Source organism: Stenotrophomonas geniculata ATCC 19374 = JCM 13324 (genome assembly GCF_001431625.1).
Classification (GTDB): Bacteria; Pseudomonadota; Gammaproteobacteria; order Xanthomonadales; family Xanthomonadaceae; genus Stenotrophomonas; species Stenotrophomonas geniculata.
On the sequence record NZ_LLXT01000082.1, the window covers coordinates 44,895 to 57,999 of the forward strand.

The window sequence follows — 13,105 nt, forward strand, 5'->3', positions numbered from 1 at the left end:
GCGCGGATGGAGACCCGCCATCCCGGGGTAAGGCGACGTACTGCGTGTTGCGTACTGCTCGAACCCGTTACTGCAGCCGCTCCAGCGCGCTGCGGACCCAGCCCGCCGCGCCGTCGAGGCTCTGGAATTCCTCCACCGCGCGCACCTCGCAGCACGGATAATCGGACGCGACCATGCGGGCCAAGGCATTGCCCGGGCCCAGCTGCAGGAACACCCGCGCACCGCGCTCGTAGGCCTGGCGCATCACCTGCGCCCACTCGATGGTCTGCGCCAGTTGCAACGACAGCGTGTGGACCGCCGTTGCGCGATCCCGCACCGGACGCGCATCGATGCCGGCCAGCAGCGGCAGGCGTGGGCCCTGCAGCGCCGAGGCATCGAGTGCGGCGGCGAACGCTGCGACAGCAGAGCGGAGCAGCGGCGTATGCGCGGGCACATGCACCGGCAGCGGGCGGATCTCCGCACCCTGCGCGCGAGCGTCATCGGCCAGCGCCTGCAGAGCGGCCTGCGTGCCGCCGACGATGAAGTGATCTCGGCCGTTGGCGATGGCCACATGTGCGCCGTGTGCATCACACAGCGGCTGCAGGGTATGGCGCTCCAGCCCCAGCACGGCCTGCATGCCTGCATCGGCAGGGCTGGCGGCATCCATCAGCCGCGCGCGCTGCGCGGCCAGGCTCAGGCAGGTGCTCGCATCAACGCTGCCGGCAACCACATGCGCCGCCAGTTCACCGATGCTGTAGCCGGCCACCAGCACCGGTGCTGGCACTGCTTCGCGAAGTCCCTGCCAGTGCGCGAGGCTGGCTGCACACAGCAGGGGCTGAGCGAGTGCATTGCCGAAGCGCGATTCGTCAGCGGCCGCCGCGAACACATCGCGTCCAAGCACTGCGCTGGCAGCCTCCAGTACGTTGTGCGCGGCAGGCAGATCGCGCACGCGCTCGAACATCGCGGCGTGCTGCGCACCTTGCCCGGGGCAGAGCAGGGCCAGGCTCATGCGCCCTCCTGCTGCAGCAGGAACCAGCTGCAGGCCAGTAGGTCGGCGCTGCCACCCGGGCTCAGGCGGCGCGCGACGAAGCCCTCGCCGATGTCGTGCAGGTGTGCCTGCCAGCCGGGTACGAAGGTACCGCCGTCCCGCAGAAAACGGCGCGCCTGCCGCTGGGCCCAGCGCAGGCCGTCGGCGCCGCCACGGTGCAGCAGGTTGAGGTCATCCACGCACGCGATCAGCTGCATCAGGGTCTGGCACATCGCGGCCTCGCGTGGCAGGCCGCTGGCCAGTGCGTGGCGCAGGGTAGGCAGTGCCACGTCGCGCAGCAGCGGGTAGCCGGTGGCCGCCTGTTCGCGCACACCTTGCACGCCGTGCCGCGCGCGCGCGCGCTGGCCAGGGCTGTTCGCATCCAGAGGTGCGCCGGCGAGCTCGGCAGCCCAACGGCGCACTTCCTGGCAGACCTGCTCACCCGTGGCGGCATGGCCCAGGTGGGAGCGACAGGCCGCGGCGGCCGCCACCAGCAGGCCGAGACTGAAGACCGCGCCACGGTGGGTATTGATGCCGGCGGTCGCGCGCTGCATCGCGGTTTCGGCGGCGATGCCACACCGGCGCAAGGCGTCGAAGTCCGCCCCGGCTGCACCGAGGTATGCCACGGCGGTGAAATAGTGGCGCAGCGCGAACAGGCTGCGCAGGAACGTGCCGGCGTCCATGTCGTGATGGCTGCCGGTGTCGAAGGGTGTGACCAGTCCGGGCTTGGGCGCCAGCGCCAGCTCCGCATGCAGGCTGGCGACGGCGAGGCGCCCCAGACGCGCGGTGTCCACGGCAGCTGCCGGCCTGACCGCCGGTTGCACGACGGCGTTCATGCGCTCACCCCGGCGGAGGCGAACAATGCCTCGCGTGGTTCCAGTGCGGCACCATCGAGGCGCTTGACCAGTACCTCGCGGCTGCGTCCGGCGTACTCGCGCCAGTTCACGGCGGCGTCGCCGCCCAGGCACAGCTCGCCATCGACCCGCCGGTCGTGTTCGGCTTCCCATGCCTGCAGCCGTGCAGCCAGGGCATCGGCCTGCGCGGTGGTGTCGATCGGCCACAGCAGATCGACGTCCGAGCGCGCGTGCACATAGCGCAGGCCAGTGAGGTGCTGCCACGCGAAGGCACCGATTACGCGCGCCCCAGCGATGTTCTGCAGCACTTCAAGGGGCCGCTGCCAGTCCTGTGGAACGTCGCCTTCCAGCACCGTCTGAAGTGTCGGCGGCGGCGCGGTGCGCAGCACATCGTGTGCTGGTACGCGCAGGGCCAGGCGCAGTTTGCCCTCGACGGGCGGTAGCGGCACGCCCAGACGCAGGCGGGGGTCCGCATCATCGGCGGCACGTCGCGCGACGATGGCCGGCCGGCCCTGCGCAAACCAATCGGCCAAGCGCGACTCATGCGCGGCAATGTCCGCCTGCCAGCCGGCGTGCGCTGACAGCCAGACCAGCGTATGGCGGGGCAGCCGCTCAGGCATCGCCCTGGCTCACGGCAGCAGCCACGCGTGCGGCCAGCATGCGCCCGCCACGTTCGGCTCCGCGCACGGCGCGGCGGTCGCCATCGGCGGGCGTGCGCAGTGCCTGCAGCAGGTGGGCGGCCAGGTTGCCGTTCCAGATCGAGTCCACCGCACCCATCGCTACGTAGTTTTCCACGCCCGGTGCGAACACCGGTGAGGTCTGGCTGAGCGACTGCAGCTTCTCCAGCGGCTGCTTGGTCACCCGTGCCATCGCGCGCAGGTCCATCACCCGCACCTGTGCATCGGGCAGGGCGTGGATGTGGTCGGCCATCAGACCGAATGAGAGGAAGCCGCCACTGACGGATTCACCGTAGACCAGCGTGACCAGTTGCGCACCACGGCGGCGTGCCAGATCGAGCGTCTGCGCGAGATGCGCAAAGTAACCATTGATGCCAAGCAGTTCGTCGCGCCGCGCCAGGCGCTGGCCGGCGGTATCCACCAGCATCACGATCGGCCGCTGAGGATGTACGCGGGTGCTGGCCAGCACCATCCCGGCCAGTGCCAGTGCGTGGTCCACGCCGACTTCGAGTTTGTCGGCGGTACCGATCACGGTCACCTCGCCGTCCTCGGTGGTAGCGCTGCCGGTCAGCACCGAATCGTTCACCGCAATCGCATGCCCCTGCGGGAACAGGGCATCGAGCAGGCTCTGCAGTTGCATGCTCATGGCAGGCTCCGGTCGGCGGTGGCGATGAGGAACTCATCGGTGTCGAGCAGTGGCAGGCGTTCGGGGTGGGGAATGCCCAGCCGCGCCCAGATCTCCAGGCCATCGCGGCAATCGCTCCAGGCCTGCACGCGCGCCTTCAATGCCACATGGCGTTCCTGCAGCGCGGCCAGTGCAGTAACTGGATCGATGCTGCGGGTATCGGGCTGCAGCGCATCGAATGCCGCATGCGCGAAGGCCTCGATGGCATCGGGTACCAGCACCTGTGCCTGGTCGATCAGGTAGCGGTGCTTGCCACCGGTCACGCGCCAGACCAGTGCGCGGTCGCGGGAATCGAACTCTTCCACGCCACGCACGGTCTCGATCACTTCCGGCCCGGACAGCGACAGGCGTCCTTCTTCGGACATGATGACCGTGCTGCAGCAGCGGGCCACGATGCCCATGCCGCCGAAGGCGCCGTTACCGCTGCCGATCAGCGCGATCACCGGCACGCCCGCTGCACGCGCGGCCAGGGTGGCGCGCATGATCTCGGAAATGGCGATGAGCCCTGCATTGGCTTCGTGCAGGCGCACGCCGCCGGTGTCGAGCAGGAGCAGCACACCGTCAGGGCGGGTTGCCGCCGCACGGCGCAGCAGCCCGGTCAACTTGGCGCCATGCACCTCGCCCACGCCGCCGCCCATGAATTCACCCTGCTGTGCGGCCAGCAGCACGCGTCTTCCCTGCAGCGTGGCTTCGCCGACGACGATGCCATCGTCGAAGGCCGCAGGCTGATCGAGCTGCGCCAGGTGGGGGCTCATCATCCGCCGCGCCGGGCCGAGGAATTCGCTGAACGAACCCGCGTCGATCAACCCGGCGATGCGCTCGCGCGCATCGGCTTCGTAGTAACTGTGGCGCTGCGTCCGGTTCATCGTGCATCTCCACTGAGCAGGGTTTCCACGGCCTGGTCCAGTCGCAGGCTGACCACCGCCGGAGTTGCACCCGCATCGTTGATCGAGATGCGTACATCGCGCAGCGGATGACGCTCTGCGAAGTCGCTGATCACCGCTTGCCACACGTTCCCGAAGCCCTGTGCGGCGGTGATGATGCGTACCGTCATCGCGCCGTCCTGCGCCGCCGGCTCCAGCAGGATTTCCAGGTTGCCCGAGGCCAGTACGCCGACCAGCACCGCATCGCGCGGAAACTGCACCGCAGTGTGTCCTTCGAATCGATAGTCGAGGGTTTCCATGCTCAGCCCTTTACCAGTTGCGGAAGCGCTTGGGCGGGTCGTACAGTCCGCCGGACCAGCGCACCAGGTCCTTCACCGAACGCGCCGCCAGCAGGTCACGGCTGGCATCGCGCACAGAGATGCCCAGGTCATCGGGACGGCGGATCACGCCGCGGTCGCGCAGGTTTTCCACCATCGCGCGGTCGCGGCCGAGGCCGACGGCGGTGTAGCCGGCCACGCCGCGGATCGCCTGCTCGCGTTCTTCCGGCGTGCGGCACAGCAGCAGGTTGGCGATGCCTTCCTCGGTCAGCACGTGGCTGACGTCGTCACCATAGATCATCACCGGCGGCAGCGGCATGTCCGCGCGCTCGGCCAGTTCCCAGGCATCAAGACGTTCAACGAAGGCCGGCGCCATGTGCTCGCGGAAGGTCTCCACCATCTGCACCACCAGCTTGCGCCCGCGCGGCATCTCGCCCGGGCGTGCAGCCTGTTGCCCGGCCTTGATCCAGGCATCGCTGGCGTGGCGACGACCTCGCGCATCCGAGCCCATGTTCGGTGCACCGCCGAAGCCGGCGATGCGATCGCGGGTGGCGGTGGAGCTGTTGCCCTGCAGGTCGATCTGCAGTGTGGAACCGATGAACATGTCGCAGGCATACAGGCCGGCGGTCTGTGAGAACGCGCGGTTGGAACGCATCGAGCCATCGGCGCCGGTGAAGAACACATCGCCTCGCGCCGCGATGTATTTCTCCATGCCCAGTTCCGAACCGAATGAGTGCACCGACTTCACGAAGCCCGATTCAATGGCCGGAATCAGCGCCGGATGCGGGTTCAGTGCCCAGTGCTGGCAGATCTTTTCCTTCAGGCCGAGCGATTCGGCGTAGGTGGGGAGCAGCAGTTCGATGGCCGCCGTATCGAAGCCGATGCCATGGTTGAGGCGGTTGACGCCGTACTCGGCGTAGATGCCTTTGATGGCCACCATCGCCATCAACACCTGGATCTCGGAGATCTGCGCCGGGTCGCGGGTGAACAGTGGTTCGATATGGTTCGGCTTCGGTGCCTGCACCACGAAGTTGACCCAGTCAGCGGGAATGTCGACGCGGGGGAGGGTGTCGACGATTTCGTTGACCTGGGCAATGACGATGCCGCCACCGAAGGCGGTGGCTTCGACGATCACCGGCGTGTCTTCGGTGTTCGGTCCGGTGTAGAGGTTGCCGTGGCGGTCTGCGGCCTGCGCGGCGACCAGGGCCACGCGCGGGGTCAGGTCGATGAAGTAGCGGCCGAACAGTTCCAGGTAGGTGTGGATGGCACCGATCTGGATGCGCCCTTCAGCCACCAGGTTGGCCAGCCGCACCGACTGCGGGCCGGAGAACGAGAAGTCCAGTTTCGAAGCGATACCACGCTCGAATACATCCAGGTGCGAGGGCAGGGAGAGCACCGACTGCACCATGTGCAGGTCATGCACCCGTGCCGGGTCGAGGTCGGCCAGGGCCTGGGCGAGGAAGTCGGCCTGCTTCTGGTTGTTGCCCTCCAGGCAGACCTTGTCGCCTGGCTCCAGCAGTGCGTGCAGCAGCTCGCCCACATCGGTGGCGGCGACCTCGCGTCCCCGGGCCCACGGCGCGGCACGTTCCAGGCGGGCCTGGCGGCTGCGTTCCAACGTATCCCAGCTCGGGTTCATCGACCGGCTTCCGATTGGTGTCGATGTAATTACGGCATAATTATGAAGAGGGGTGCAACCTGCAGTGCAGCAAAAAGAAGGGCCCGCACGAAGGCGGGCCCATTCAGGTAGGCCACGACGGTGGGTCGTGGCGGAGGGCGTGCCGACCAACGGTCGGCACCCACCAGGCACCCACCGGTTCGCGGGTGGCTCAGAACTTCCAGCGCAGGCTGGCCGACACGAAGCGCGGTTCGCCGTAGTTGTTGTAGTCCAGATTCGCCCAGTAGGTCTTGTCCAGTGCGTTGCGCACGCTCAGCGTTGCGGTCCAGCTGTCGCTGATGCGGTAGTTGGCATTGAACTGCACCAGCATGTAGGCCGGCTGGTTCACCGTGACCGTGCCGCCCAGCGGGTAGGCGATGTTGTAGCCCTGCACCTTGCTCTGCCACTGCAGGCCGCCGCCAACGCTCAGGCGTTCCAGCGCGCCGCGCAGCTGCAGCTGGGTGTTGAGCTGCAACAGATCCTTCGGCGGATTGGCGTACAGCAGGTCGGTAGCCGCTCGGGTGACCTTGACGTGGGTGTAGCCGGCATTGACCGTCCAGCCCGGCAGGATCTCGCCGTTGACGTCCATTTCCCAGCCGCGCGCCTTGGTGCCGTTGACGCCGACGTAGGCGGAGGTGCCATCGCTGAGCGAACCTTCCGGCACGCCCATGTCGCGCACCGCATAGTTGTCCTGCTTGGCCTCGAACACGGCGGCATTGGCGGTCAGGCGGCCATCCAGCCACTGGGTCTTGATACCTGCTTCCAGGTTCGAACCCTGCACCGGTGCCAGCAGGTTCTCGTTGCGGTCCTTGAAGTTCTGCGGGTTGAAGATCTCGGTGTAGCTGGCATAGGCCGACACGTTCGGGGTGATGTCGTAGACCAGGCCCACGTACGGGGTGACTTCATCGCTCACCTTGTAGGCGCCGCTGGTGCCGGTATAGGCGCCTGCGGCGTTGTACGAGCGGCTGAGGGTTTCCCAGCGGCTCAGGCGCGCGCCTGCAATCAGCGACAGCGGATCGGCCAGGCGCAGACGGGTGGCCAGATAGACGCCACTCTGCGTGGTCTTGGCCACGCGGCGCGCGCCGGTGCGGCGGTAGGTCACCTCGGAGATGTCGCCGTTCCAGTTGTACACGTTGGGAATGTAGTAGCAGCGCTCGCCGCCGCAGCGTGCCCAGTCGTTCGGGAAGTTCAGTGCAAGCGTGTTGGTGGTGCCTTCCAGGTCCGACCACTGTGCGCCAACGGTGAGGTCGTGCTCGCGGCCGAACAGGTCGAAGCTGCCGGACAGGTAGGCATCGACATTGCGGCGGGTGTCCTTGGAATCACCGGCGGCGGCACGCAGGTAGATGCCCGAGCCGGTCACCGGGTCCGGGTTGCCGGTGCCGTACAGGCGCACGTTCTGCACGTTGCCACGGGTGTAGGCGGTGTTGATCTTCAGCAGCCAGTTGTCACCGAAGCGCTGTTCCAGGTTGGCGAACGCGGTGTTGCTCTCGCGCTTCCAGTAGCTCCACTTCGGCGACAGGTTGGTCGAACGCGGCAGGTGGGCGAAGTTGCCCTGGTTGTCGAAGAACGGCACGGTGCCCCAGGTTGAACCGGTGGGATTGTTGTCCTGGCTCTGGTAACCGAGGGTGACGGTGGTGCTGTCGGTGACGTCGCCTTCCAGCACCGCCATGCCGGCCATCTTGTTCTCGTCGTAACGGTCGTAATACAGGCCACGATCGGTATAGGCGGCGACCACGCGGCTGCGGAAACGGCCGTCATCGGTCAGCGGCGCGGTCACGTCCGCCTCCATGCGCCGATAGTCCCAGCTGCCGGCGCTGACCGCGAACGAGGCATCGAACTCCTTGCCCGGGCGCTTGCGCAGCAGGTTGACCGTGGCCGACGGCACGCCGGCGCCACTGAGCAGGCCGTTGGCGCCGCGGATCACTTCGATGCGGTCGTAGAAGGCGGTGTCGTATTCCTGGTTGGTCGAACCGCTGTAGGTCGGGATCCCGTCGACCTGGAAGTCGGTGATGGCAAAGCCACGCGCGTAGTACAGCGGGCGCTGGGTGTCATAGAAGGACACGCTGACGCCGGTGACGTTGCGCATCACATCGTTGATGCTGAACAGCGATTCGTCCTGCAGGCGCTTGAGGCTGATCGCAGTGGCCGACTGCGGGGTTTCCTGCAGCGTGATCGGCAGGCGGGTGGTGCTGGATGGCGGAGCGGACTGCTCGGCACGGACGCTGACCCGGTCCAGGGTCTTGGCATCGGCGGCGCCATCGGCGGCGGCGAACGCGCTGGGCGCGGCCAGCAGGGACAGCGACGAAAGCAGGGCAGCCGGCAGCAGCGCGCGGCGGGGCAGGCGGTTACGCAGGGTCAGGGACATGGTGGGCTCGAGGCTTGGAAGCGGGGAAGGGCGGCAGCAGTCGTCCAGTACCCGGGGCGGCGGCTTCGGGCACATCAGGTCCATCTGGGAGGGGCGGTCACTGCGTAGGACGCAAATGTAAATAATTCTTAACAACATTACAATTCGCGTCATCGTGCATCGGATTTCCGGCACCAGGCATCGCCTTCTGTAGAGCCGAGCCCATGCTCGGCTGCTTTTTGCTGGAGCCGAGCATGGGCTCGGCTCTACAGCAGGGAGCCGCCCCAAAAAACGAACGGCCACCCAAAGGTGGCCGTTCGTGTGCGTCGAAAGGAAACGGCGGGCTTACAGCGCCTGCAGTTCCTCGTTGGCGTTGCGCTTTTCCTTGACCGGAGCCGGAATTGCGGCCGGTGCAGGTGCTGCCGCGTTGGCATCCACCGGCACTTCCAGGTAGGGAAGGTGCAGGGTCTGGCTGGTCAGCGTACGGATCTCGTTGACCAGCGCGGCACTGTCGTTGAGCTTGCGCCCGTACGACGGCACGATCTCGCGCAGGCGGGTTTCCCAGCCGGCCTTCATCTGGTCCGGGAAGGCCTTGGCCATCAGGTCCAGCATGATCGGCGGCGAGGTCGACGCACCCGGCGAGGCGCCGAGCAGGGCCGCGATGGTGTGGTCCTTGTCGGTCACGATCTCGGTACCGAACTGCAGCACCGGGCCCTTCAGCGGATCACGCTTGATGATCTGCACGCGCTGGCCGGCGGTGACCAGCTTCCAGTCACCCGGCTTGGCATTGGGGAAGTACTTGACCAGCTCGGCCTGGCGGTCGGCATCGTTCAGGCGTGCCTGGCCCATCAGGTACTGCACCAGGTCCAGGTTGTCCTTGCCCACTTCCAGCATCGGGCCGACGTTGTTGTGGGTGACCGAGGAATACAGGTCCCACCACGAGCCGTGCTTGAGGAACTTGGTGCTGTACAGCGCGAACGGCCCGAACAGCACCACCGGCTTGCCGTCCAGCTTGCGCGCATCCAGGTGCGGCACCGACATCGGCGGCGAACCGGTCTCGGCCATGCCGTAGGCCTTCACGCCATGGCGCGAGGTCACGTCCTGGCCCTGGAAGGCGAGGAACTGGCCACCGACCGGGAAGCCGGCGTAGTCCTTCGATTCCGGAATGCCGGACATCTGCAGCAGCTTGAGCGCGGCGCCACCGGCACCGATGAACACGAAGCGGGCGTGGGTGGTGGATTCGGTGCCGGCCTTGAGGTCCTTCACCGTCACGTTCCAGCTCTTGTCGGCGTTCTGCCGCAGCGCGCTCACTTCATGGTTCAGATGCAGGCTGAAGTTCGGGCTGCGCTGCAGGCCGGTGGTCAGCTGGCGGGTGATCACGCCGAAGTTGACGTCGGTGCCGAGCGGCATCCAGGTCGCGGCAACCTTCTGCTTCGGGTCACGGCCTTCCATCAGCAGCGGGGCCCACTGCTTGATCTGCGCCGGATCTTCCGAGTACTGCATGCCGTAGAACAGCGGATTCTTCACCAGGGCCTGCTGGCGCTTGTGCAGGTAGGCGATGTTGTCATCGCCCCAGACGAAGCTCATGTGCGGGGTCGGGTTGATGAAGTCGCTGGGCTGGCTCAGCCGGCCTTGCTTGACCTGGTGCGACCAGAACTGGCGCGAGACCTCGAACGATTCGGCGATGCCGACCGCGCGCTTGGTCTCGATGCTGCCGTCGGGCAGTTCCGGGGTGTAGTTCAGTTCGGCGAACGCCGAGTGGCCGGTGCCGGCGTTGTTCCAGCCATCGGAGCTTTCACCGGCGACGCCGTCGAGGCGTTCGTAGACCTGGATGTTCCAGTCCGGCTGCAGTTCCTGCAGGTAGGTGGCCAGGGTGATGCTCATGATGCCGGCGCCGACCAGCACAACGTCAACGGGCTTGTCGTTGCTGGCGGCGGGCACCGAGCGCTGGGTCAGCGGCCAGTACAGGAACAGCGCGGCGGCCAGCAACAGCAGCACGAGCAGGGCGAGCAGGGCCTTGCCAAATTTCTTCATGGGGGCGGGATCGTTGGCGGAGGGGAGGAGGTCAGGATGCGCATGAAGCAGGGAAAGGGCGTGAAGAAACAACGCCTTGCAACATCCTGGCGCGATTCTAACCGGTTCCGGTCCTTTTTTGATGCAACGCAGCATCCGGCCTTTCGCGGCCCGTCACCCATAGCGCCAGGTCATGCCTGGCGACGCCTTCAATCAGACCAGCTCCAGAATCTCGTCTCCGGCGTCGTCGATCTCGCCGGTCGGGCGCCAGCCCAGGCGGCGGTAGAAGCCGTGCGAGCGCGATCGCGGGTCGGCCGAGCAGGCCAGGAACAGCCGCCGGTGGCCGGCATCGCGGGTCAGGCTCACCACGTCCTGCAGCAGTTGGCGGCCGATACCGCGGCCTTCGTAGTCCGGCAGCAGGGCCAGCACCAGCACCTCGCCGCTGTCGCGGTCGGCGAAGCAGTAACCGGCCATGCGCTCGCCCTCCCAGGCGACGCGGCCGATCGAATCGCCTTGGGCGATGCCGGCGGCCCAGCTGTCCTCGGTGATGCCCAGTTCCGCCAGTTGGGCGGCACTGAAGGCGTTCTCGCGGGTGCGCCCGCGCAGGTCGATGCAGGCGGCGGCATCTTCGGGGCGCGCATCGCGGACGAATACAGGCATGCAGGGCATCCTTGCAGTGATCGGCCGACCAGTATCCGCATCACGCATGGACCCCGTGTGGAGGTTGCGTGGAGATTGGATGGAGCAAAAAGGGGACGGAGGGGATTAAGTCGTCTTTGCCCGATATGTCGTTTGGGTCTTGAACGACTTAATCCCCTCCGTCCCCTTTTCAGCGCTTGCGCCGGATCAGCGCGGAGGAGGCATCCAGCACCGCGCGGGTCAGCAGGGCCATGGTCTGCACGTCGCCCTTCCAATGCTGCCAGTACAGCGGCACGTCTTCCCACGCGCGCTGGCGCACGTAGACCAGTCGCCCGGCGTCCAGATGCCGCTTGACCAAGGGCAGGGGGTTCATGGTCCAGCCCATGCCGCCCAGGTTGGCCTGCACGAAGGCGCGGGTGGACGGAATCCACCAGGTCGGCGCGGTGCTGGGCAGGTCGTCGCCCGCCATGCGCCGGGCGAAGCGCGACTGCATTTCGTCCTTGCGGTTGAATACCAGCACCGGGGCCTGCGCCAGCGCCTGCGCGGTTACGCCCTTGGCGAAATGGCGCTCGCGGAACTCGGGGGTACAGGTCGCCGCGTAGCGGATGCTGCCCAGCGCGTGGATCTGGCAGCCCTGCACCGGCTCATCCAGGGTGGTCACCGCGCCCAGCACCGTGCCCTGGCGCAGCAGTTCGACGGTGTGGTCCTGGTCTTCCACGCGCAGGTCCAGCGTGGTGCCGGTGCTCTGCGCGAACTGCGAGGCGGCCTGCGGGAACCAGGTCTCCAGGCTGTCGTGGTTCACCGCCACCGGGATGCTTGCCTGGGGCAGGTCCTCGTCGGCCAGGCCCATACGGTGCAGGGCATCGTGTTCGAGCAGGGCGGTCTGCTCGGCCAGCTGCACCAGCACCTGGCCCTCGGCGGTGGCGGTGGCCGGAGTGCCGCGCTTGACCAGCAGGCGGCCGACCCGGTCCTCCAGCGCCTTGACCCGCTGCGAGATGGCCGAGGGCGTGACATTCAACGACTGTGCGGCGCGGTCGAAGCTGCCTTCGCGGATCACCGCGGCCAGGGCGCGCAGCTGGGCATGGTCGATACGCATCGAATTAAGTTCCGCTAATGTTGGTTTAGGAAGTTTAGCTCGTCTTTTTCATGTTGCGGCGCGACAATGGCGCCCGTTCCGGTGCTGTCCGCCTTCGCGAGGCACCGTCCCCCAAGCAAGTAAAGGCAGTGAATCCCATGTTCTCGGTCATCTCCGCCAGCACCGGCCTCGGTGCCTGGTTCTCTGGTGCAGCTACCGGCATCGGCCTGTTCGCCGTGGTCGGGGCCCAGAGCGCCTTCATTCTGCGCCAGGGCATCCTGCGCAAGCACATCGTGCCGGTGGTTGCCACCTGTGCGGCCATCGATGCGATCTTCATCTTCGCCAGCGTGGCCGGCCTGCGCACGCTCACCTCGGCACTGCCGTGGCTGACCACCGCCGTGCTGTGGACGGGTGTCGCGTTCCTGGCCTGGTACGCAATGAAGTCGGCACGCCGTGCGATCGCCGGTGGCGGTGGCATGGGCGAGGCCGACAGTGACGACGGCAGCCGCCGCGCGGTGCTGATGGCCGCGGTCGGCTTCTCGCTGATCAACCCGCACTTCTGGCTGGACATGATGGTGATCGGTTCGATCGCCGAGAACTTCGGCAACGCCCGCATGGCCTTCGCCGCTGGCGTGGTCACCGCCAGCTGCCTGTGGTTGACCGCGCAGGGCCTGGGTGCACGCCTGCTGGCGCCGCTGTTCACCAAGCCCAGTACCTGGCGCGTGCTCGACGGCACCATTGCCGTGATCCTCAGCATCCTGGCCCTCACGTTGGCGGTGCGCGGGGTCCACTGACCCGGCGCACGCCCCCCGAACCCACGTCCTGACTCTCTCTCCAAGGTAGTGGTAACGACGGCACCGGCAACGGTGCCGTCGTTTTTTCTGCCGATGTGGCGCGGCAATCGGTCACGTGCCTGGAATCGTGCATCCGGACAGGGTGTCCGGTTTTCCATGGGGG

The 13,105-nt window shown here is 67.1% G+C and carries 12 protein-coding genes; 1 reads left to right on the plus strand and 11 read right to left on the minus strand.

Annotated elements, in window-relative coordinates; translation table 11 throughout:
• Positions 1-67: 67 nt before the first annotated feature.
• The 11 genes from mdcH to ARC63_RS04930 all read right to left on the minus strand — a co-directional run bounded on the left by mdcH (position 68) and on the right by ARC63_RS04930 (position 12,169).
• Positions 68-988, minus strand: a complete 921-nt coding sequence (gene mdcH / locus ARC63_RS04880; protein ID WP_057502679.1) for a malonate decarboxylase subunit epsilon — start codon at positions 986-988, stop codon at positions 68-70.
• Complete coding sequence (gene mdcB / locus ARC63_RS04885; protein WP_057502680.1) at positions 985-1,842, minus strand: triphosphoribosyl-dephospho-CoA synthase MdcB; 858 nt, start codon at positions 1,840-1,842, stop codon at positions 985-987. Before mdcB ends, mdcH begins: the two co-directional genes overlap by 4 nt.
• Positions 1,839-2,480, minus strand: coding sequence for a malonate decarboxylase holo-[acyl-carrier-protein] synthase (mdcG, locus tag ARC63_RS04890; RefSeq protein WP_010483417.1), 642 nt, complete (start codon positions 2,478-2,480; stop codon positions 1,839-1,841). The genes mdcB and mdcG overlap by 4 nt, the downstream gene beginning before the upstream one ends.
• Positions 2,473-3,177 carry a biotin-independent malonate decarboxylase subunit gamma gene (gene mdcE, locus ARC63_RS04895; RefSeq protein ID WP_057502710.1) on the minus strand — a complete coding sequence of 235 codons (705 nt, stop codon included), beginning with the start codon at positions 3,175-3,177 and terminating at the stop codon, positions 2,473-2,475. Before mdcE ends, mdcG begins: the two co-directional genes overlap by 8 nt.
• A 2-nt stretch (positions 3,178-3,179) precedes the next feature.
• Complete coding sequence (locus ARC63_RS04900; RefSeq protein ID WP_049455597.1) at positions 3,180-4,088, minus strand: biotin-independent malonate decarboxylase subunit beta; 909 nt, start codon at positions 4,086-4,088, stop codon at positions 3,180-3,182.
• Positions 4,085-4,405: a malonate decarboxylase acyl carrier protein gene (gene mdcC / locus ARC63_RS04905; protein WP_043396784.1), complete on the minus strand. Its 321-nt coding sequence runs from the start codon at positions 4,403-4,405 to the stop codon at positions 4,085-4,087. Before mdcC ends, ARC63_RS04900 begins: the two co-directional genes overlap by 4 nt.
• A 10-nt stretch (positions 4,406-4,415) precedes the next feature.
• Positions 4,416-6,059 (minus strand): malonate decarboxylase subunit alpha, encoded by a 1,644-nt coding sequence (gene mdcA / locus ARC63_RS04910; protein ID WP_057502681.1) that lies wholly within the window; start codon positions 6,057-6,059, stop codon positions 4,416-4,418.
• 190 nt (positions 6,060-6,249) lie between these two features.
• Positions 6,250-8,442: a TonB-dependent siderophore receptor gene (locus ARC63_RS04915; RefSeq protein ID WP_057502682.1), complete on the minus strand. Its 2,193-nt coding sequence runs from the start codon at positions 8,440-8,442 to the stop codon at positions 6,250-6,252.
• Between the two features lie 324 nt (positions 8,443-8,766).
• A complete protein-coding gene (mqo, locus tag ARC63_RS04920) occupies positions 8,767-10,455 on the minus strand; it encodes a malate dehydrogenase (quinone) (protein ID WP_049480122.1) in 1,689 nt (562 codons plus the stop codon).
• A 192-nt stretch (positions 10,456-10,647) separates the two neighbouring features.
• Complete coding sequence (locus ARC63_RS04925) at positions 10,648-11,094, minus strand: GNAT family N-acetyltransferase (protein WP_019336987.1); 447 nt, start codon at positions 11,092-11,094, stop codon at positions 10,648-10,650.
• 169 nt (positions 11,095-11,263) lie between these two features.
• A complete protein-coding gene (locus tag ARC63_RS04930) occupies positions 11,264-12,169 on the minus strand; it encodes a LysR family transcriptional regulator ArgP (protein WP_006424060.1) in 906 nt (301 codons plus the stop codon).
• 137 nt (positions 12,170-12,306) lie between these two features.
• Between ARC63_RS04930 and ARC63_RS04935 the strand changes: the two genes are divergently transcribed.
• Entirely contained in the window at positions 12,307-12,942 is a 636-nt protein-coding gene (locus tag ARC63_RS04935) for a LysE/ArgO family amino acid transporter (RefSeq protein WP_005408523.1), read from the plus strand.
• Positions 12,943-13,105 lie beyond the last annotated feature (163 nt).

Bases quoted from the DNA above. Each gene is read 5' to 3' on its own strand.
- ARC63_RS04925 (WP_019336987.1), bottom strand. From the start codon at position 11,094: ATGCCTGTATTCGTCCGCGATGCGCGCCCCGAAGATGCCGCCGCCTGC.
- mdcB (WP_057502680.1), bottom strand. From the start codon at position 1,842: ATGAACGCCGTCGTGCAACCGGCGGTCAGGCCGGCAGCTGCCGTGGAC.
- ARC63_RS04930 (WP_006424060.1), bottom strand. From the start codon at position 12,169: ATGCGTATCGACCATGCCCAGCTGCGCGCCCTGGCCGCGGTGATCCGC.
- mdcA (WP_057502681.1), bottom strand. From the start codon at position 6,059: ATGAACCCGAGCTGGGATACGTTGGAACGCAGCCGCCAGGCCCGCCTG.
- mdcG (WP_010483417.1), bottom strand. From the start codon at position 2,480: ATGCCTGAGCGGCTGCCCCGCCATACGCTGGTCTGGCTGTCAGCGCAC.
- mdcH (WP_057502679.1), bottom strand. From the start codon at position 988: ATGAGCCTGGCCCTGCTCTGCCCCGGGCAAGGTGCGCAGCACGCCGCG.
- mdcE (WP_057502710.1), bottom strand. From the start codon at position 3,177: ATGCAACTGCAGAGCCTGCTCGATGCCCTGTTCCCGCAGGGGCATGCG.
- mqo (WP_049480122.1), bottom strand. From the start codon at position 10,455: ATGAAGAAATTTGGCAAGGCCCTGCTCGCCCTGCTCGTGCTGCTGTTG.
- ARC63_RS04915 (WP_057502682.1), bottom strand. From the start codon at position 8,442: ATGTCCCTGACCCTGCGTAACCGCCTGCCCCGCCGCGCGCTGCTGCCG.
- mdcC (WP_043396784.1), bottom strand. From the start codon at position 4,405: ATGGAAACCCTCGACTATCGATTCGAAGGACACACTGCGGTGCAGTTT.
- ARC63_RS04935 (WP_005408523.1), top strand. From the start codon at position 12,307: ATGTTCTCGGTCATCTCCGCCAGCACCGGCCTCGGTGCCTGGTTCTCT.
- ARC63_RS04900 (WP_049455597.1), bottom strand. From the start codon at position 4,088: ATGAACCGGACGCAGCGCCACAGTTACTACGAAGCCGATGCGCGCGAG.